Raw genomic sequence first — 19,874 nt, forward strand, 5'->3', positions numbered from 1 at the left:
TCAATATTTGGGCACGGCTAAATTTTTACCTTAAACCGCATTCAGTGCCAGCTATAAGAAGTGATAGGGTGGGCCGCAATGCCGAACCCCGGGAGCAGCCCATGCTTGACGACCCCATTCTTGACGACATCGGAACGATCCGACGGCAGTTTACAGCGCACGACACGCTGGACGGCCGGATCGACCAGGCCTTTGAGGCGATGAAGCAGATCGGTTTCGAGGCGCTGATCTACGATTATACGCCGGTGCCCTACGATCTCGACGGCGCGATCATGATACCATCCCTGCTGAAGCTGCGGAATATCTCAGACGACATGCACGACTATTGGTTCAATCGCGGTTATTTCCGCATTGATCCGGTGCAGCAGGTGGCGCTGCGCACCTCCGCACCCTTCTTCTGGAACTACGACCCTGACGCCGACACGCTGATCAACCGTTTCATGACCGACGACACCGCACCGGTGACGCGCTATTTGCGCGAACGCGATATGTCGACCGGCGTCACCGTGCCGGTCCATATGCCACGCGGCGACTATGCGACCGTCACCGGCATCCGCTTCGGCCGGAACAAAGAGTTCGAACGGCACGCGCTACGCTATATCGCCGACTTCAACCTGCTTGCCCATGTCTTCCATGAGACCGCCTATTCGCTTTTCGACACGCGGGCGAAGAGCGTCGGCACGATCCGCCTGACCGAGCGGGAACGGGAATGCCTGCGCCATTCGGCGGAAGGTTATTCCGCCAAGGAAATTTCCCGCATCATCGAACGTTCCGTACCGACCGTCGTGATGCATCTGAACGCCGCAACAAAGAAACTCGGCGCCCGCAACCGCACCCAGGCCGTGGTTCGCGCCACCCATTACCGCCTGCTCGAAGACCGGCCGACCCATAATTGGCCACCCTATAACTTGTGATAGCTGCCTTCCCCGTTGCCGCCGCGTTATGTGTTTTCTCATTGCTAAGAGATGGAGACGCCCGTGGGGGAAGTCACGACCAAAGAAGCCTATCTGCCCTTTCGCGATTATCGCACTTGGTATCGCGTCACCGGCTCGCTGGAGAGCAGCAAGCTGCCTCTCGTCGTCGCCCATGGCGGACCGGGCTGCACCCATGATTATGTCGATTCCTTCAAGGATATAGCCGCCCTCGACGGTCGTCCGGTCATCCATTACGACCAGCTCGGCAATGGCAACTCCACCCGCCTTCCGGAAAAGGGCCCGGACTTCTGGACGGTCGGCCTGTTTCTCGAAGAACTGGACGCGCTGCTTTCCCATCTCGGCATTCAGCATCGTTATGCCTTCCTCGGCCAGTCCTGGGGCGGCATGCTCGGCGCCGAACACGCGGTGCGCCGGCCGCAAGGCCTGAAGGCGCTTGTCATCGCCAACTCGCCGGCCAACATGCATACCTGGGTTTCGGAGGCGAACCGGCTGAGGCAGGAACTGCCGAAGGAGGTGCAGGACACGCTCTCGAAGCATGAACTGGCGGGAAGCCTCACCGATGCGGAATATATCGCCGCCTCGCGCGTCTTCTATGACCGCCATGTCTGCCGGGTGGTGCCGTGGCCGCCTGAAGTGGCGCGGACCTTTGCGATCATGGACGAAGACAACACCGTCTACCGCAACATGAACGGCCCGACCGAATTTCACGTCATCGGCACGATGAAGGACTGGACGATCGAGAACAGGTTGGACCGCATCGAAGCCCCGACGCTGCTGATCTCGGGAAAATATGACGAGGCGACACCCCTGGTGGTAAGGCCCTATCTCGAACACGTTCCCGGCTGCGAATGGGTGCTCTTCGAAAATTCCAGCCACATGCCGCATGTGGAGGAAAAGCAGCTTTGCCTGGCGACCGTTTCCGGTTTCCTCTCCCGGCACGATTGAGGAAGCGGTCGCCTATCGGCGAACCAGCCATTTCTTGGCGACACGGCAAGCCATCGTATAGGCCGGATCGAAGACATTGCCGACATCGTAACGCACCACCTGGCCGAGCAGATGACTGGCCGCCGTCCTGTCCAGGCCATAATCCGAGGCCAGCCAGTTCAACATTTCGCTGGTCGCGTGCTGGAGCGCCTGATCGAGGGGCCGGGCGTTGCCGATGGTGAAGATGTCTTCGGCCGTTTCTCCGCGCGGCCAGATCAGTCCGGCCTTCTTTTCCACCGTCAGCCGCACCGTGACCTCGAACGTCGTCTCGACGCCGGTTCCGACGATCTCGCCATCCCCTTGCACGGCATGGCAGTCGCCGAGAAAGAACAGGGCACCGGCAGCCGATACGGGCAAGCGGACCGTGGTGCCGGGGCCGAATAGCCGATAATCCATGTTGCCGCCATATTCGCCGCTGGTTGCCGTCGATATCGCCTGGCGGAGGCGGGGCGCCACGCCGAAACAGCCGATCATCGGAGCGAGAGGCAGAACGAAATTTTCAAGACCTGCAACCGGCTCGGAAAGCCGGACGGTCAGGGCTTCGCGGTCGATCGCCCAGACGGCGATATCACGCGGCGGCAGGTCGCGAACCGCCTCGGGATCGACCACATTGGCGGCGACGACGCTGCCTGTAAAACCCGTGTCCCTGGTCGGGATCATGCTGATGATCTCGACCTTCAGCGCATCTCCGGGCTCTGCACCTTCCACGAAGATCGGGCCGTTCATGGGATTGGGGCCGGATGCCCGCTTGATGCCGTCCTTGCCATGCCCGGCGGCATCGAGCGTTTCGGTCACCACGGTATCGCCGTCGGCTATGTGCAGGGCCGGCGGAAGAGAGCCGATGACATTGTGAAAGCTCGTCGGAATGAAGCGGTGAGTGGTCATGAAAATACAGCTCTCGCTCGTTTCGAATGTCATGAGCCTGCGGCTGAACTGCCCGGCGGGGAGAGTTGCAGACTAGATCAGAGATTGCCGGCAATGCCAATATCCGCGGCACTACCCTAAACCGGCAGCCGATGGCGGGTTGCCGAAAGGGGCGTCTTTGTGATCGCGGCAACCGCATAGGGGAGTGCATCACCCATATCCACCCTGGTGGAGGCGACTCTTGCCGCAGCGCTCGAAGGGGTTTTCGGTCACGCGTTTTGCACAGGAAAGATCATTCAGGCAATGGTCGAAACGCGATACCATAACCACGACCTTGGCCGCCTTGCCCACCTTCCTTTCAAACCGACAGGCAGATCATGACAAATATCGAGCAGATGCAGGAACAGCGACTTGAAGCGCTCCGACTGACGAAGTCGGGAAGACCGAAGCTGCCGTCCAATCCGTTTTTCGGCGTCGGTCCGATCACCGATGCGACCACCGACGAGGTGGATAGCCGCCTGCGGCGCATCGCTTTCGATACATGGATCGAGAAGACCTATCGCAAGTTCGACGACAAGGGCAACGATATCGGCGGCTTCACTACCGCAGAAATTTCCCGCAGCATGCACCGTGGCTACCCGGCGGATAAAATTCTGACCGACATGATGCGGGCGATCCACCGCTACTTCCACTTCCCGAAGGCGAACCGGATGGCTGTGGGACTCGGCGGCGGTCACAGCGGCTATACCGTCTGCGCCCAGCACCTGATGAACGCCAACGACGCCTCGCAGCGCGTCTACGTCGATACGCCGCGCCCGGAAAGCGATCCGGCCCGAGCGGCAGGCTTCTTCCGTCAGTCCTGGGCCACGCAGCTGATCGAGATGCAGCGCTTCGCCGAAAAGGGCTGCGAAAGCCGCATTCATTTTGCAGCCTCCGAGGGTGTGATCCCGGCGGCCGCCGAGCTTTCCGCTCTCGGCGTGTCGATCTTCGTCGGCGTCGGCCACGAGACGACCGGGGCCAATGCCTATACCAGCCGTGAGATCCACGAGCTGCTGAACTGGATCGATGGCGATCCGGCAAACCGCCATGCAGTGTTCGACGCGACGTCGATGCTGGGCGCCATGCCTTGGGAGCCCGAGCTGGTCGATGCCGTGATGGCGAAATGCTGCTTGTTCATGCCGTTCCAGAAGGCAATCGGCGGGGTGTCGGGGTATTTCGTCGCCTCCTTCACGCCGCATGCCCTGGCGCTCGTGGAGAAGAACCAGCAGGATCCGTCCTGGGCAATCCCGCGCCAGCTCAAGATCGCGCCGCCGATCGACGCGCGGCAGCCGCTTTCCGCCAAGCGATCCGTGGATGCCGGGCCGTTTTACGATGCCGCGGAAGACCGCATGCTCGGCGGCGTCATCAATACCTACAGCGCGCTTGCCTTCGCCGAAACCACCTTCGGCCTGCTGCAGTCCGAGGCGCGGGTCGGCTCGGTGGTCGAGCTCAACAAGCGGTCTGCGGCCAATCGGGCGGTAATCGACGGCTGGGTCGAGTCGCACCCGCTGTTTTCGCTCACCGTCACCGATGCCGAGCGGCGCGGTGCGGCGGTGACGCTGTTAAAGGTGGAGGACGCCGGCATTACCGATCCTGCGATCCATGCCCGCATTATCGCGCGTTCGAAGCAACTGCTCGGCTATGAGGGCTTTACCCATCCGAACGGCGCGTTTGAGCCCGGCCTCGATGCGGCGCGTTACGTCAACGCATTTCCGGGAACGCCCGGCGACTACCGCGCCTGGGTCGGCGGCATCCGCGAGCCGGCAGATATCGTCGCACTGCTGGAGAACCTGCAATATGCCTATCTGCGCGCCAAGATCGTCGTGATCGAGGAGGAACTGGCCAAGCAGAGCGTCACGTTCGCGGCGCCTGTGAAGGCCGGCGCGATGGTCCGCAAGGACGATCCCGAACACGCCTATACGGTGCTGATCGCCGATCTGGTCGGCCTGCGGCTCGGCGCGGATGGGCAGCCCGACAACAGCGAGATCAGGACCTATGTCGAGGAAAAGGGTGGCGTCTTCCATGCCGGCCCGATCGGCGACAGGGCGGCGCTGGAAAAGGGCCGCATCCATTTCTTCTACCAGCCAAATCTCAGCACCGAGGCCGAAATCCTGCCGCAGACGGACAAGGGCCAGTATGACGCGCTGATCGCGGCGGCGACCTTCATCCCAAAGGCTTCCGTCTTCCCGTTCGGCGGCGTGCGCATCGGCGCGGGTACCGGCAATATGGGCTCGGCCTCCTGGGGCGGCGGCAACGGCGAGGGCGGCGAGGCGCCTTTGATGAACACGCCCGGCATCAACAGCCGGGCGACCGCCCAGATGGCGATGAAGGCGATCCTCAAGGTTGTTCCCGACCTGCCCGTCGACAGGCTGCACCAGATGGTCGCCAACGGCGACTTTGATACCGGGCGCCAGCTCAAGGATTTCCCGACCGCCAAGCTGGAGGGCCGGAGAATCGCCATTCTAGGCTACGGCAATATCGGCCGCGAAGTCGCCAAGCTCGCCAAGGCTTTCGGCATGAAGGTGGTGATCTACGCGCGCCAGCATCACCAACGCTGGATCGAGTCGGAAGGCTTCGATTACGCCGCAAGTCCGGTTGAAGCGGCGACCGGCGCTGACGTGCTCTCCGTCCATATCGGTCTCGGCCGGCTGGATGCTGCGACGGGCGTCTACTCCAACGCAGGTGTCGTCGACACGCAGGTGCTCGACGCGATGAACGATGGTGCGGTGCTGGTCAACTACGACCGGGGCGAGGTCGTCGATGCGGCGGCGCTCGCCCAGGCGCTGTCGTCCGGAAAGATTGCCCATGCGGCAATCGACGCCGATCTCTTCAAGGATGCATCGACCGGTAAGCTCAGCGGACCGATGGTTCCCTATCTGCCGCTCGAAGAGCGCCATAAGGGCAAGCTGGAACTGCTGCCGCACGCCGCCGCCGATACCGACCATCCTTCTCGGGTGACCGGCGCCAAGCAGGCGGTCGATCAGATCTTCGATGTCATCCGTTTCAAGTCGGTCACCAATCTGAAGGGTGACCTGCCGGAAGGGTATGTCTCGGCAGGCGGCCGCACACCGGCCGGAATCGGCAGGGTGACGAAGCGGGTGGTCAGCGAGATCAGCGGCAATTCCGAACTGCTGGACGAATTGCGGCGGACCTCGGAAAAGGTCGCGGCGATCGTCGGCGCGCTCTCCGTTGTCTCCGATCCGAGCCACCGGGACCGGCTCGTCGATCGCTACACCGGGCTGCTGGCCGAAAATGCCGGCCGGCAGCGGGCGATTCTCGAGCGGCTTGGCCTGTACGGACCGGCGGCGGAGTAAGCCGCGGCGACGCCCGGATGTGCGCCGCTCTTTTCTGACCGAGCCGGCCCGCTTTGCCGCAGTCGGTCGAGCGCCACATTCGGAGCGGCCGTAGCGCCGCCGCATACCGACGACCTGCGATTTGCCGGAGTGGCCCTGGCGGCGGCGCCCCGGCTCCCGGCGCGACATGGACCGAAGCCGAAGGTCTTCCCATATGCAGGCAACGCGGCATCGGCGGCACATTCAACAGCGTTGAGCCTTGACGGACCCAGATGCGATGCCTCAGCGAGACCGTTACTGCATGTACCAGCCATGGCTGACAACCAGTGACTGGCCGGTGAGAGCATTGGTCTCGAAACCGGCAAACAGCAGCGCCACTTCGGCGACATCGTCAACCGTGGTAAACTGTGCATCCACAGTGCCGCCGAGCATTACTTTCTTGATGACCTCGTCTTCGGAAATTCCGAGTTCCTTTGCCTGTTCCGGAATTTGCTTGTCGACGAGCGGCGTCCGGACGAAGCCGGGGCAGATGACGTTGGCGCGCACGCCATCCGGTCCGCCTTCCTTGGCGACCACGCGAGCAAGGCCGAGCAAGCCGTGCTTGGCGGTGACGTAGGCCGATTTCAGCGGCGAAGCCTCATGCGAATGCACCGAGCCCATATAGATGATCGCGCCGCCCTTCTGCGCCTTCATATGTGGAACGCAAGCCTTGGTGGTGAGGAACGCGCCATCGAGATGGATGGCGAGCATCTTCTTCCAGTCGGAAAAGGCGTAGTCCTCGATCTTGTTGACGATCTGGATGCCGGCATTGGAGACGAGCACGTCCACCCGGCCCCACTTGGTTACGACGGCGGCGACGCCGGCATTCACGGCTTCCTCGCTGGTGACGTCCATCGCAAGACCGATCGCCTCGCCCGGGCCCGCAGCCGTCAGGTCCTTGGCCGCCGCTTCCGCCGCCTCGAGCTTCAGGTCGGCGATGACGACCTTGGCACCTTCCGAAACGTATTTTTTGGCGATCGCTAGCCCGATACCGCTGGCCGAGCCGGTGACGATGCAGACCTTGTCCCTGAGCTTCATGGTTCGACTCCCTATTTTGCAAGATAATCATGGACCACTTCGCCGAGGCCCAGCGTCAGGTCCGAGAGAATATGGACGGCGGATTTGACCTCAAGCACCGGCAGGTCGGCGACCGGCGCCAGCGCGTGCGGAAACAGCGCCAGGGCGCCCGGTCCTTCCCACGCGCCCTTCACCGTCAGATCCTCCAGATAGTAGCGCACCAGTTCGCAGATGCGCGGTGTGCAATCGACATGTGGAATAATCTTCAGCATGAAATTCGGCTGCTTCAGGCTTTCGAGGATTTTCGCCTCGTCGAGTGACCGATGCTTGAAGCCCATCGTTGCGGTGGCGACGCGCTGACCGCCATAGTCGAGCGTGCCGACCAGCGCATCCTTGACGGATGTCAGCGATGGCTCGGCCAGTTTCTTCGGAAAGCCCCAGATTTCGCGTCCGCCGGCGATCGGCGCGTCGTCGTTGAGATACATGGAATGCACGTAACCGCCGTGTACCCCTTGATAGGTCACCGGGATGACCTGGCCGGATTCGGTATAGTCGCCAAAGCCGGTCGAGTCCGGCATGCGGATGAATTCATATTTCACCAGCGGCTCATCGAACTGCAGCGGTTCGGGCACGACCCGGCGCAGGGCCTCCGCATCGGTGCGATAGGTGATGATCATATATTCGCGATTGACGAACCGGTAAGGCCCTGGCGGGTAGGATGGACTGGTCAGCGGCATGGCAAAGGCATTGCGAACGACATCTTCAATTTTCATGGTTTTTTCCCACGCAGGCGTTGCTCGGCAAGGTCGAAAATCCGTATCCCATTGGTCGGACGCGTTCGGTCGAGCCAATCTGGATGGTTCAGCGTCTCGACCACATCGTCATGGCCGGCCTTCCAGTGTTCCTCCACGGAGAGCCGCGAAAACTCATAGTCCTTAGATCCGGTTTCATAGGCGGCATGCCGATAGATCAGGTGCACCATGGTCACGGCGCAATCATTGCCGATCTTTTCAAGGAGCCTCGCATCGGGATCGTCCTTCAGCTCAGGCGGCAGCTTTTCAGTCAGCCTCTTGGCCGCCATGCGCACCGACTGAAGCTTGCGGAACTGGTCGGTGTTGAGCCGCGTGCGGCTGGAAAAACGGATTTCCTTCTCGCGGGCATCGACGTCAAAGACATCCTTCGGCAGCACGCCCTTGGCGCTGAACAAATCGACCTGGAAGATGCAGAGATCTGTCTCCAACTCGCTACCACCGAGAATGCGCTGCAGCGGCGTGTTGGAAACGATACCTCCATCCCAATAATAGCGGCCGTCGATCTCAACGGGCGCAAAACCCGGCGGCAACGCCCCGGAGGCGGCCACGTGTTTGGGCGAAAAAGCACAATCGCGGTTGTCGAAATAATTGAAGTTGCCGCTAACAACATCGACAGCGCCGAGGCTGAGACGGATGGCACCGGAATTGATCAAGTCGAAATCGACTAGACCGGCGAGGGTCTCCTGCAACGGCGCGGTGTCGTAAAGGCTGATCGCGGCCATCGGATCGCCCAGGATGTTCCATGGCGCAAAGACGCGTGGCGTGAAAAAGCCGGGAACACCGGTCAAAGACCCCAGAAAAGCGGAGGATTCGTTGAACCATTTGCGCATCGCATTGCCATTGCCGAGAAAATGGCCGGGCAGTCCGGACGAGACCCGATGCCAGAAGGTCCTTAGGTTATCGACACGCTGATCGACGGGGCTTCCGGCAATGATGGCTGAGTTGATCGAACCGATAGATATCCCGGCCAGCCAGTCGGGGCGGATGCCAGCCTCATGCAAAGCTTCGTAAGCGCCGGCCTGGTAGGCACCCAGAGCACCACCGCCCTGAAACACCAGCACGGTTTTCTCTGTCGGAATAGTACTCACGGGACGCTTTTCCCTCAAATGCTGCATTTGCTAACAAATAACACAGAGAAGGCCATCGAGCTGCACAGGGCAGATTAAGTTTCAGTAATGCAGGAAGGCTTCTGAGTAATCGTATACTAAGTCATTTCAGAGACTTGCTAGTCAAAACGGCGCATTCTTCGCAACCATTGAGGCCTTTAGTTAGTCCTGTCGACGGTATCTTGCAATGCAACAAAATGTGACAACGCTGGCCATGCAGCTATGTAGGCTGCGAATTCACCCACGCCAGGCCATTCCTTCATCTCAGGCTTGCTACGCCGTTCAACCAGCGTCGTCAGCTGGTTCAATCAACGAAGTCTCGCTTCGAGACAGGAGCACTCTAAAGTTCCATAATATCTGTTACGCCGCAAATTTGTGTAGCCGCAAAGTTGAAGTGTCCTGCTTGCAAAGACATGCTCGACGCGGAGCGCACTTTCGAGCGGCGGCCATTGGCCGCAACATCGCTGCCGGCAAGGGTTTGCCCTTCGGCTTCCTTTGATGGATGCCCGACTTCAGGCCATTGTCCTGCAGCCATTCCTTATTGATCTTCGAGCGATAGGCGCTGTCGGCCCACACCGTCGATGCCGTATTGTCCTTGGCGACGACATTCCTGAGTTGGGCGCCGTCATGGGCGCTCGCACTCGTCACCGTCCATCCCCGGATGAAGCCGTGCGCTCGGTCGATGCCGGCATGGTTTTTGTAACCGGACATCAGAATAGCAATGTCATGCTGGCTGGTCGCGGCTGGTGTCGGAGATTCCGTGGGCCGCTTCGCCTTGGAATACTTTACCATCCAAGGCGCGTACACGCGGCTTCGGCGGTGTGTCTCTTGGGCCGCTACGTGCCGACTCAGGGTAGCCGGATTACGCGGGCGTTCGAAATTCTCCGCGGCGAACGAACTGGAGCAAATCCAACGCTTCGCGTTCGGGGCCTGCAGGCTTGCCGCTTGCCAGCCAAAGTACGAAGCTTGCCCCGAAATAGCCGATCCCGCCGATTGGTATCATGATCGCCAGTTGCAGGGACTCTGACCTGTCGGTGATCATGAGGCCGACGCCCCAGACACAGCCAGCCATAACCAGCGCGGCGACGATCGAACGCCAGCAGGCGAGAAGCTGAGCCCTCACTGACACGCCGGTGAGACGCCTCGCCAGGAAGACATACATCAGGATGCCGATCGCGGCGCTGATGCATCGCGCGAACAGAAGACCAACCAGCCCACCCCAGACCAGGCCGGCGAAAATCAAGGGAAAGCGGACGAAGATGAAAGCGAGGTCAAGCTGAAACAGCGACCGCGTGCAGCCGAGGCCCATTGCCAAGGGAGTCACCGGCATTTTAAAGGCGATGATGGCGAAGACCGCGCCCAACACCTGAGCCACCAGCGCGGCCGAGGACCACGCCGGGCCAAGGACCATGTTGATGAAGGGCCCGGCAACCAGCGCGAACCCAATGCCTACCGGCAGCGCCGCCGCAACAAGCAGGCCTTGGGATCGAAGGAATGCATGCCGCAGGCGTTCAGGATCGTCCTGAAGCCGTGCAAAGACTGGGAAGAGCAAGCCTGCGATCGGCGCCGTCGTTTCACGCACTGGCAGCGAGGCAAGCCTGTCGCCTACGGTGTACTGGCCGAGAGGGCCGGCGCCCAGCATGGCGCCAAGCGCAAGCTGGTCGGCGCGCCAGTTGACCTCATTGAGGCCGGAGCTGAGCGCCACCCACCCGGAGAACGAGAACAGATTTCTCCAGTGAGCAAACGAAATGCGCGGCAAATAAGGAAGCAGGACGTACGACATGATCACACCGGCCACCTGCGAGGCGAGCGTGCCGATCACGAGCGCCCAGTAGCTGCGAAGAATCAAGGCGATGACGACGGCGACGACCACGCCAACCACCCTGTTGATCAGGTCGATGAATATCTCTTGGTGAAAGGAAAGGCGCCGCCGGAAGTCCACAAGCCGGGGGTTCACGAGGCCGCTGATCAGCGCGCCGCCTCCAAGCGCGAAGAATATGCCGATCAGACGGTCGTCCTGATACGCCCATGCGACGGGATAACCTGCGCTAACCAGCAGGACGGCGATCGCCGCCGCGCGCAGCATGTTCAGTGTCCAGGCCGTATTGTAATGTTCTCGCTGCGGGCTCTTGTGCTGGATGAGGGCCGAACTGAGCGAAAGTTCGGTTATGGCCGCGATGATCGCAAGGACGATAGTCGCGAGGCTCACTAGGCCGAAATCGGCAGGTGACAGCAGTCGAGCCAGTGCCAGCATGCTAACCACGCCCAGAAGATTTGAGACGACACGTCCGCCGGCGGACCACATTGCCCCGACACTCAGCTGTTTGCGTACACCTTCCAACGTTGTTTCCTCGCTTGCGCTTACAGTGCTAATGCGGTGCAGTTCTCGGGAGAAATATTCATCGGGCCATGGTGTCCAGCTATGTCTTGCTGGAGGTATAAGACGAACGAAAGGTCAGGTACATCGCAACCCTGACGGCTGAGGCAGAAGAAACAGCGAAGCCAAAATCCCAGGGCCAGGCAAGTACTCACTGGATCGGTCGCAGCCTCACTGAAGAGCTGAAAAATGTTGATCTGATTCATCGCAAGAGCATGTCAGTAGCTTTCTTCAACAGCCTGCTAGACCGGGGTGCTCCGGGCGACGGTACGCGCAATCTCAAGGGCTTCCTCATATGTGTCGGCCCAGTGGACGGTGCTGTAGTTCCGACCTGTGTACTCGTACACAGCGCGGTTCTTGCCGAAGCGGTCGGGCAGCAGCACGCTGTGCTGCGAACGCAGGGCGCAGAGAATGTGTGGGTGCATGCGGTCAGTAACCAGCACCTTACCGGTATCCAGCCTGCGGTTGCCGCTCGCGAGCACGTAGCGCGCAAAGCGATCGTAGCTGCCGGCAATCTGCCTATTGACGATCGAACGGAGCGTTGGCGCCAGTGTGCGGACGCGGGAGAAGAAGCGCCCTGGAAACAGGATCCGCATACCCGCGGGATCATGGTGCGTCCAGTCGAACACTTCGACGTCACTTGGCGCAAGGGATCCGACGCCCTCGATATCGTCGCGGGCGAGCCAGATGACATCGTGATCAGGCGCGGCGTGCCTTGGCTGCGGCGGGAGGAGCAGCGCAGAATCGTGGACCGTCTCCACATGGACGTTGCCGGGGAATACGTTGCGCGCTGACTCAGCGCTGACCGGGTCTCTGGCCAAAAGTACAGCATTGCGATGATTTCCGAAGATCGTGCGCGCCTCGCGGCGGTCCTCGTCGTCGACGAACAGCATGGTCGACGGCAGCGACACGAGGCGATTATTGGGGCACGCCTCGGCGACGATGCGCTTGACCTCTGCGTGGCGCGGCCATAGGCGCGAGACCGTGACCCCGCCCGAGAAGAGTATCGTGCCGTCCCCGACAGCGCGAATCATTTGCTGAAGATCGAAGTTGTGCCCATGCGCCGTATAGGCGATGGGCGCATTACGTTGCTTCAAATAGTCCATGGCGGCCACCCACATCATGTGGTTGCCGACATTGAAGTCGAACGGGAACTGCAGAAGCGCTACAGGCTGGCATTCGGGGATGTATCGGTCGAGACACTCGCGAATCGCTCGCGCCTGCTGCGCCTTTTGCGCCGCGTCTTTAGGCGAAAGTTCTGTACCGGTCATGTGCGCCTACCCTCGATTATGCACCCCAGCGATTGGCGAATGCTGGAGCCTGTCTTTTCTAGCGGCCTACCAGGCGACGGAGAAGGTTCAGTGCGTTCGGGTCACAAGCATGTGTCCAGCCGAGAGGTCAAAGTCCAGTCCCTCCCGTCCTGCGCGAGAGAAGTAATCGTCTGCCGCCTTTCGGCACCCAGACCAATCCGAATAGGCGTGAAGTGCGACAGCGCCGCCGACGATGAGATGAGGCATAACCCGCTCTAGACAGGCGCCGACAGGCTCGTACCAATCAACATCGATATGGGCCAAAGCGACCGGCTCAGCGACTGTAAGCGTGTCTTGCACCTTACCCTTTATCAGTTGGACGTTGTTGGACTCGCCGGGATAACCAAACCTAGCGAAGTTGTTCGTCACCGTCGCCATCAGGTCATCATCATAGAGATAGTATTGCTCGCCTCCAAGGCCGACGGCTTCGCCGGCAGTGATCTCAGCGTACCGAGCTTTCATGTCGTCGCCATCGTGCTCCGAAGGCGGAGGGAGCATCTCGAACAGGTCGTACACGCGCATAGCGCGCTGAGGCGACTTGGCGGAACACATGAGAATTGCTGAACCGCCGCGCGCGCAACCTGCCTCAATGATCAACGCTCCGCTCGGGGCGGTACGACGCACTACCTCAAGCAATTGATGAAGTTGACGATCAGTCGTGTAAGAAAGGTGTTCGGCGCGCACCCTTGACCAAGCCTGTCGAACGGCCCTTGGGTAGGCGGTCCGACGGGCGCGTTCCAAAAGCGCGTTGAAGCGCCAACGCGCCCCACGCGCAACCCTATGTACTGCTTTCATAACGCCCCCCATCTCCCCAAAACAGCGTCCGCCTCGGCGAAGCCTTACTGAACTCCCTACGACTCCCCTTGGCGGGGAAGCCCGCTAGCGTCGTGTCTTGCCCTTCTCATCGACGTACTCGTCGTAACTTGGCGGTTCATCAGGACAAAGTAAGCCAAGAGGAGGGGGTCTGCGGTCTTACATCCATTTCGGAAAAAAGATTGACCGTCATCTGCTGCGCGCGGCTATCTACGCATGGCATATTCCTTATCGGAACAGTAACGACTAGAGACACCAAACCCTTTATCCAGTTCTTTATTCTTCTCCGCCAACTTCTCGTGAGCTGAGGCGGTTGGAAAGCCCAACTGTTGTCCAAGCCCCATACCCATTGAATTGATCCAGTCGAAAACACTCGCGCTCCACTCACTGCTCTGTAACAGATAGCATGGGAGATATTTGGACGTGTGCCACCTGGCAGTGGCGGTAGAATTTCGTTGGCACGTGTAGAGGATTTCGAAAGAATGACGAGTCCGTCAGGAGATTCTTCGTTGTCTAGAACCGCATCCCATTCGTACCCAACCAGTCCCTTCAGCCTATCGCCGTTTCTTAAACCTGTGTGCGCGTAGATAGGGTCAGCAGCATTAGAAACGATGAAATCAAACCCCTCATAGATGCTACCTTGATCGGATACATAGCCCACCCCCATCAGTGCATTCTCCGGTCTATTGACCTCCTTAGAGCGAAACAGTGAAGTTGACGCAGGAGGATCTAGCTGAGCCACCGGATCGAGAGATAGGCCGGCGCCAATACCCGATGAATCCTTGTATATGGTAACAACGCGGTTCGACTGCCCCCGGCTTGAGCAGTCGAACCGAACCTGCCAATAAGCAGTATTAGCAGAGTAAAAGGCGAGATGAATACCATTATCGCGTGCCAACTCAACTCGATCTCGCTGTTCCATCGACCAATACTCATCATGACCAACCGAAAGAAATATTCGGTGCGAAAGAATTTGTAAAGGGTTGCTGTGAACATCCAAATTGGTGTAATAGGATACATCGTAACCCTGCGACTCCAACCAACGGACCATGTTGTACTCCCAGGTGAGCATATTATTACAATTGAAACCATCAGTATTGCTGAATCCGAGATGGGTGGCATCATAGGGGCGATCAAAACTTACCTGATATGCTCTTGTGTTACTGGTGCTATTAGCATCATATACACTGAAGCCGCCGAATATGTTATACGCTTGAGCAGTCGTTACTGCATCCTGAAAGCCTATGTCGCTGGGGTGATTATCTTTGCGCAGAACAAACGGGACAAGCGACTGTTTGCCGCTTCTGCAATCAGTTAACTTGATAACATAAAGTCCGCTTGTCCAAGCTGCAGATGTTTTCAGTTCATACGATACGTCCCATAAACATTCGATCAAACGCGTGCCAGGATTGGTCATGGTGGGGCTTGATTGAGTTAATCCGTCTAGACCTAGCGCGCTGGCTATAAGTCGACCGCCTGCACCGCCGTAGTAGCCAAGGCGATAGACCTCAAGATTATATTGTCCAGCGGAAGACAAAGAAACCTTTAGGTTCAGGGAGTCTCCTGCATTTATACTTGTTGCATCCGCATAAGCCTCGATCTCGTGGTTCGTCGCCAAATTTGTAATCTTCCAATCAGTTGTGCCGGCATTTAGATTTTCGATTACAATTGAGTTTTGAGAGTCCACTCTGATGCCCTTACTGGTGAAGTTGTTAAGGCCCTCGGTCGTGGATACAACTGCTAGAGCTCGGATTTGGCTGCCAAGAAGACCCGACGGTATTCTGATGCTAGCACTCGTCTCTCCGGCAATATTCGTCCATGCCCCGTCAACTTCTTGCTGCCAACCGTAAGCCGCCTCCTTCTCAGGACTTTGGCCGCATTCATTGAAAACATTTGCGGTCAGCGTATTTCCAACAGTGGCGCTCCCTCTCAGGAGAACATAATAGGTGTGTTCCTCGTTCGACGAAGTGGGTATCTTTTGCGCGCCACTCTTGACACTGCCTTGCATGGGTCCCCCTGACCGTTATCCCACATTGGTGCGTAGTGATTATTTATTCGCTGGGCGTGGCCGCGTTTCGGGAGCCTATAATTTCAGAGCCTTCCGATGGCAGTACGAAACCAGCGTTCTGCAACGACCTATCGAGAGGATTTATAGACCCTTAGTAGGTTCCCCTCAACGGCCAATTGGCCCGACTTAGACCGCTTTTCGGCTACGTAGCGGGGGGCTATCACTGCTCGTTTGATTGCATCGGCGCGGCCATTCATCCTCCAATTGGGGGTCTGTTGATTCGCTCCTCCTGTGAACTGCCCCCCATTTCGGTAACCGGTGTTCCGCTCCCACGTTGTCTTCCCCACCTTGATCTGTGGTCAACGCGGCTTGCCAAACTGGCCCCGCCTCTGGGCGGGGTTGTCTTTTGAGGCACGCCCACTACGGACGCATGTCATCTTGAGGCTTTCCAATGCGCGGTCACGCAAGCTGTCGAAAGAGCTGGCGCCAACCGGCCCGGTCCTGTCGGACGAAGCGCCCTCAAGCAGAAGGTCGCGTATGGGCGACTTAGTTGCCCGTCTTGCGGCACTACCAGGTGACAAACCGGCGCACGCCCTCTTGGACACCAAAAATGTCTTCTTGGACGGAGAAGGTTCAGTGCGTTCGGGTCACAAGCATGTGTCCAGCCGAGAGGTCAAAGTCCAGTCCCTCCCGTCCTGCGCGAGAGAAGTAATCGTCTGCCGCCTTTCGGCACCCAGACCAGTCCGAATAGGCGCGAAGTGCGACAGCGCCGCCGACGATGAGATGAGGCATAACCCGCTCTAGACAGGCGCTGACAGGCTCGTACCAATCAACATCGATATTGGCCAAAGCGACCGGCTCGGCGACTGTAAGCGTGTCTTGCACCTTACCCTTTATCAGTTGGACGTTGTTGGACTCGACGGGATAACCAAACCTAGCGAAGTTGTTCGTCACCGTCGCCATCAGGTCATCGTCATAGAGATAGTATTGCCCGCCTCCAAGGCCGACGGCTTCGCCGGCAGTGATCTCAGCGTACCGAGCTTTCATGTCGTCGCCATCGTGCTCCGAAGGCGGAGGGAGCATCTCGAACAGGTCGTACACGCGCATAGCGCGCTGAGGCGACTTGGCGGAACACATGAGAATTGCTGAACCGCCGCGCGCGCAACCTGCCTCAATGATCAACGCTCCGCTCGGGGCGGTACGACGCACTACCTCAAGCAATTGATGAAGTTGACGATCAGTCGTGTAAGAAAGGTATTCGGCGCGCACCCTTGACCAAGCCTGTCGAACGGACCTTGGGTAGGCGGTCCGACGGGCGCGTTCCAAAAGCCCGTTGAGGCGCCAACGCGCCCCACGCGCAACTCTATGTACTGCTTTCATAACGCATCTACCCGCAACAGCGTCCGCCTCGGCGAAGCCTTACTGAACTCCCTACGACGCCCCTTGGCGGGGGAATCGTGTCTTGCCCTTCTCATCGATGTACTCGTCGTTGGCAAAAGCTGATCTGTTTTCATGATACGATCATCTCTGATCCTCACTCGCATACCTTCAAAGCCTTGACGGATAACTCAGCGGTTCATCAGGACAAAGTAAGCCAAGAGGAGAGGTTTGCGGTCTTACATCCATTTCGGAAAAAAGATTGACCGTCATCTGCTGCGCGCGGCGTTTCGGGAGCCCATAATTTCAGAGCCTTCCGATGACGGTACGAAACCGGCTTTCTGCAACGACCTATCGAGAAGCTTTATAGACCCTTAGTAGGTTTCCCTCAACGGCCAATTGGCCCGGCTTAGACCGCCTTTCGGCTACGTAGCGGGGCTATCACTGCCCGTTTGATTGCATCGGCGCGGCCATTCATCCTCCAATTGGGTCTGCTGATTGCTCTTCCTGTGAACTTCCCCCCATTTTGACCATACAGTCGGCATAAGCAGAAAGGCTCAAGCACAGGCTTGAGGACAGGCTTATGTCCAACAACACCTGTCGTCGGCAATTCCGAGAGTATATCCTACGACTTTCGCTCTACAGGCGGCATCCCTTGGACAAACGGGCGTGTTGCAGGGCCCAGGTGATGGCTGAGATGCGCGAGGTCGGCAAGATGCGCCGCATCCTGTACAAGGCTCGAAGCCGCAAGCGGTGGCTTTTTTCGACATCGCCGCATGGTGGTGCCAATGCTGGCCCCCAAGCAGGAAGCCACGCACTGGACCGTTCGTGCAATGGCATAAGCCGCTTGGATCTCATCACCTGTTGATTTCCCAGGCGATGCCTCGGTGTCGCGCCGAAGATATGCTTCTGCTGGATTTAGGCTGAAGTACCCGCCCCACCTCATCAATAGTGATGAGGCAAAATAAACGATCTCCACCTTCCTCAAGGCGTCCCCAGACTGCACACTAGGGAAGCGGCTTCGGACTTGTCGTCCGGCGTGCGAACAGAATCAAGGCAGTTGGACCAGCATCCCTTTAAGGATGCTTTGCAGGCGAGATATATAAATGAATTCATCGCACCGCGCCCCCCACGTGTTCCTTCGCGCGACCTTTGTCATCGGTGCACTCGCATTTCTTGCCGGAGCTGCGTCGCCGGCTCTCGCCGATAGCGTCCCCTTGACTCCGCAAACGAAAATCCGCCTGACGATCGTCCAATGGATGCAGTCCAAAGGCCAATATGAACGCTGGGATGCGCTTGGCGGCGAATACACGGTTTCCGATGACGGCGCAGTCTTTCTGCCGTTTCTTGGATCCCTTTCGGTCAGTAATCTCGATAACACCGACCTCACAAGCGAGATTGCCAAGCGCCTGCAGGAAAAAATCGGATTGGTTCAGGCACCTGCGGTCACCATCGAAATTCTCGAATACCCGCCAATCTACGTCGTGGGAGACGTAACCAAGCCCGGGGAATACAAATTCCGCCCTGGACTGACCGTCCTGCAATCACTGGCACTGGGCGGCGGCCCGTTCCGCGCTACAAGTCTGCAGCAATCGCAGACGATCAAACTCGCAGGCGAATTGCGGGAAATCGACCACTCCCTGCTGCGCAGCACTGCCAAATTAGCACGGCTCCAAGCAGAGATGACCGGGGTAAAGGAGATAACGTTCGATCGGACGCTCGGCGTCGATCAGCAATACGCCGCGGGAATATACAACGAGGAACGGGTCATTTTTCAGGCTCGTGCAAATGCGCTGGACAGGCAGTCGAAGGCGCTCACGGAATTGCGTGATCTTTTGAACAGTGAAGTCGGCATGCTGGGCGAGAAGGTGCAAGGCTCGGAAGACAATATCAAATCGATCGAGGACCAGCTGACCAGCGTCAAAACGCTGGTCACGAAAGGCCTCACCGTTTCGTCGCGTCAATTGGATCTGGAACGGTTGCTCACCACCTACCGCTCCAATCGGCTCGACCTTGTCACCGCCATCATGCGGGGCCGTCAGGCGATCAGTGAGACAACGCGAAATCTCGAGGGGCTTTATGACACGCGGCGAAGCGAAGTCGCTTCCGAATTGCAGTCGGAACAGGCAAGGCTCGACCAGCTCAAATTGAAGCGCGAGATGACGCAAAAACTGCTTCTCGATGACCTCGCGGCAGGGGGAGGCTCGAATATCACAGACGAGGCGCTCCCGCTGACGTTTACGGTGAGCCGGCGAAGCGAAGGCCAAATCAGGCAGTTCCAGGCCTCCGAAACGACGGCACTGATCCCGGGTGATGTTGTGAGGGTTGTTCGAACCCCCATTGCGGATCGCGTGTCTCAGGCCGCACCTGCCGACCTGCCGCGTGAAACTGAAACACGCGCCAGTCAGGCAAGCCAGTGACCCGCGAAAAACATGTATTGCAAACGAACTCGCAGCGGACGATTGACCAGCGCGGAGGCGCTCCGACTACCTGCGCGAGAGAAATCTCTTGATACAAGCTGCCATAGACCCGACCGGGTCTTGAATTCGCTTCCTGCCCTAACAGGAATGCCTGTGCCGCGTATCCCCGAAGCGGCGTTGGGCCATATGTCGGCGACGCGCGCCACAGCATAGCGGCTAAGGATAGTTGATGACTTTGCGCATGATCCCAGCCAGTGGGCAGACTTATACCCAGATCCTCAAGTCGACGATGTTGATGGGCGGTTCCTCCTTCGTGAACGTCGCTCTAAGCGTCATTCGTAACAAGGCCCTGGCCGTTCTGCTGGGCCAGAAGGCGTGGGGCTCTTTGATCCTGGCGGAAAGATGCCCGGCCCTTCGGGTTGGCTGAAACGGGCCGGCTGATCGACCGGCCGGCTTGGCCGTAGAGCTGGGCTACGACGC

14 protein-coding genes and 1 pseudogene are annotated in these 19,874 nt (G+C 58.9%); 5 read left to right on the forward strand and 10 right to left on the reverse strand.

Features of this window, described 5'->3' with window-relative positions:
* The first annotated feature begins 101 nt into the window (after positions 1 to 101).
* Positions 102 to 914: a helix-turn-helix transcriptional regulator gene (locus G9X68_RS28695; protein ID WP_171605274.1), complete on the forward strand. Its 813-nt coding sequence runs from the start codon at positions 102 to 104 to the stop codon at positions 912 to 914.
* A 63-nt stretch (positions 915 to 977) separates the two neighbouring features.
* Positions 978 to 1,880 carry a proline iminopeptidase-family hydrolase gene (locus G9X68_RS28700; protein WP_171605275.1) on the forward strand — a complete coding sequence of 301 codons (903 nt, stop codon included), beginning with the start codon at positions 978 to 980 and terminating at the stop codon, positions 1,878 to 1,880.
* 12 nt (positions 1,881 to 1,892) lie between these two features.
* On the opposite strand, the gene G9X68_RS28705 is transcribed toward G9X68_RS28700, so the two are convergent.
* Positions 1,893 to 2,804: an acetamidase/formamidase family protein gene (locus G9X68_RS28705; protein WP_171605276.1), complete on the reverse strand. Its 912-nt coding sequence runs from the start codon at positions 2,802 to 2,804 to the stop codon at positions 1,893 to 1,895.
* A 356-nt stretch (positions 2,805 to 3,160) separates the two neighbouring features.
* Here G9X68_RS28705 and G9X68_RS28710 point away from each other — a divergent pair, with 356 nt between their 5' ends.
* Positions 3,161 to 6,136, forward strand: a complete 2,976-nt coding sequence (locus G9X68_RS28710; RefSeq protein WP_171605277.1) for an NAD(P)-dependent oxidoreductase — start codon at positions 3,161 to 3,163, stop codon at positions 6,134 to 6,136.
* A 273-nt stretch (positions 6,137 to 6,409) separates the two neighbouring features.
* On the opposite strand, the gene G9X68_RS28715 is transcribed toward G9X68_RS28710, so the two are convergent.
* The 9 genes from G9X68_RS28715 to G9X68_RS28755 form a co-directional block, all read right to left on the reverse strand.
* Positions 6,410 to 7,192: a 3-hydroxybutyrate dehydrogenase gene (locus G9X68_RS28715; protein WP_029875400.1), complete on the reverse strand. Its 783-nt coding sequence runs from the start codon at positions 7,190 to 7,192 to the stop codon at positions 6,410 to 6,412.
* Between the two features lie 11 nt (positions 7,193 to 7,203).
* Positions 7,204 to 7,944: an acetoacetate decarboxylase gene (locus tag G9X68_RS28720; protein WP_171605278.1), complete on the reverse strand. Its 741-nt coding sequence runs from the start codon at positions 7,942 to 7,944 to the stop codon at positions 7,204 to 7,206.
* Positions 7,941 to 9,071, reverse strand: coding sequence for a DUF3734 domain-containing protein (locus G9X68_RS28725; RefSeq protein ID WP_171605279.1), 1,131 nt, complete (start codon positions 9,069 to 9,071; stop codon positions 7,941 to 7,943). Before G9X68_RS28725 ends, G9X68_RS28720 begins: the two co-directional genes overlap by 4 nt.
* Positions 9,072 to 9,449: 378 nt before the next feature.
* A complete protein-coding gene (locus G9X68_RS28730) occupies positions 9,450 to 9,800 on the reverse strand; it encodes a transposase (protein WP_206679890.1) in 351 nt (116 codons plus the stop codon).
* A 151-nt stretch (positions 9,801 to 9,951) separates the two neighbouring features.
* Positions 9,952 to 11,430 carry a lipopolysaccharide biosynthesis protein gene (locus G9X68_RS28735; protein ID WP_171605280.1) on the reverse strand — a complete coding sequence of 493 codons (1,479 nt, stop codon included), beginning with the start codon at positions 11,428 to 11,430 and terminating at the stop codon, positions 9,952 to 9,954.
* 278 nt (positions 11,431 to 11,708) lie between these two features.
* The gene (locus G9X68_RS28740; RefSeq protein ID WP_171605281.1) at positions 11,709 to 12,737 is read right to left on the reverse strand and encodes a polysaccharide pyruvyl transferase family protein; all 1,029 of its coding nucleotides are present in this window, start codon (positions 12,735 to 12,737) and stop codon (positions 11,709 to 11,711) included.
* Positions 12,738 to 12,824: 87 nt separating this feature from the next.
* A complete protein-coding gene (locus tag G9X68_RS28745) occupies positions 12,825 to 13,583 on the reverse strand; it encodes a TylF/MycF/NovP-related O-methyltransferase (protein WP_319004768.1) in 759 nt (252 codons plus the stop codon).
* A 127-nt stretch (positions 13,584 to 13,710) separates the two neighbouring features.
* Positions 13,711 to 15,597: a N,N-dimethylformamidase beta subunit family domain-containing protein gene (locus tag G9X68_RS28750; RefSeq protein ID WP_171605283.1), complete on the reverse strand. Its 1,887-nt coding sequence runs from the start codon at positions 15,595 to 15,597 to the stop codon at positions 13,711 to 13,713.
* Between the two features lie 633 nt (positions 15,598 to 16,230).
* Entirely contained in the window at positions 16,231 to 16,977 is a 747-nt protein-coding gene (locus G9X68_RS28755; RefSeq protein WP_244956259.1) for a TylF/MycF family methyltransferase, read from the reverse strand.
* Between the two features lie 1,103 nt (positions 16,978 to 18,080).
* On the opposite strand from G9X68_RS28755, the gene G9X68_RS28760 reads away from it, so the two are divergent.
* Positions 18,081 to 19,394, forward strand: coding sequence for a polysaccharide biosynthesis/export family protein (locus G9X68_RS28760; protein ID WP_171605285.1), 1,314 nt, complete (start codon positions 18,081 to 18,083; stop codon positions 19,392 to 19,394).
* Positions 19,395 to 19,623: 229 nt separating this feature from the next.
* Positions 19,624 to 19,778, forward strand: a pseudogene (locus G9X68_RS28765) (O-antigen translocase); the annotation flags it as partial.
* Between the last annotated feature and the right edge of the window lie 96 nt (positions 19,779 to 19,874).

Source organism: Rhizobium changzhiense, from assembly GCF_013087625.1.
In the GTDB taxonomy this organism is placed as follows: Bacteria; Pseudomonadota; Alphaproteobacteria; order Rhizobiales; family Rhizobiaceae; genus Rhizobium; species Rhizobium sophorae.

Excerpts from the sequence above, each read along its gene's own strand:
- G9X68_RS28695 (WP_171605274.1), top strand. The coding sequence starts at position 102 with ATGCTTGACGACCCCATTCTTGACGACATCGGAACGATCCGACGGCAG.
- G9X68_RS28705 (WP_171605276.1), bottom strand. The coding sequence starts at position 2,804 with ATGACCACTCACCGCTTCATTCCGACGAGCTTTCACAATGTCATCGGC.
- G9X68_RS28710 (WP_171605277.1), top strand. The coding sequence starts at position 3,161 with ATGACAAATATCGAGCAGATGCAGGAACAGCGACTTGAAGCGCTCCGA.
- G9X68_RS28715 (WP_029875400.1), bottom strand. The coding sequence starts at position 7,192 with ATGAAGCTCAGGGACAAGGTCTGCATCGTCACCGGCTCGGCCAGCGGT.
- G9X68_RS28720 (WP_171605278.1), bottom strand. The coding sequence starts at position 7,944 with ATGAAAATTGAAGATGTCGTTCGCAATGCCTTTGCCATGCCGCTGACC.
- G9X68_RS28730 (WP_206679890.1), bottom strand. The coding sequence starts at position 9,800 with ATGTCCGGTTACAAAAACCATGCCGGCATCGACCGAGCGCACGGCTTC.
- G9X68_RS28740 (WP_171605281.1), bottom strand. The coding sequence starts at position 12,737 with ATGACCGGTACAGAACTTTCGCCTAAAGACGCGGCGCAAAAGGCGCAG.
- G9X68_RS28745 (WP_319004768.1), bottom strand. The coding sequence starts at position 13,583 with ATGGGGGGCGTTATGAAAGCAGTACATAGGGTTGCGCGTGGGGCGCGT.
- G9X68_RS28750 (WP_171605283.1), bottom strand. The coding sequence starts at position 15,597 with ATGCAAGGCAGTGTCAAGAGTGGCGCGCAAAAGATACCCACTTCGTCG.
- G9X68_RS28755 (WP_244956259.1), bottom strand. The coding sequence starts at position 16,977 with ATGAAAGCAGTACATAGAGTTGCGCGTGGGGCGCGTTGGCGCCTCAAC.
- G9X68_RS28760 (WP_171605285.1), top strand. The coding sequence starts at position 18,081 with ATGAATTCATCGCACCGCGCCCCCCACGTGTTCCTTCGCGCGACCTTT.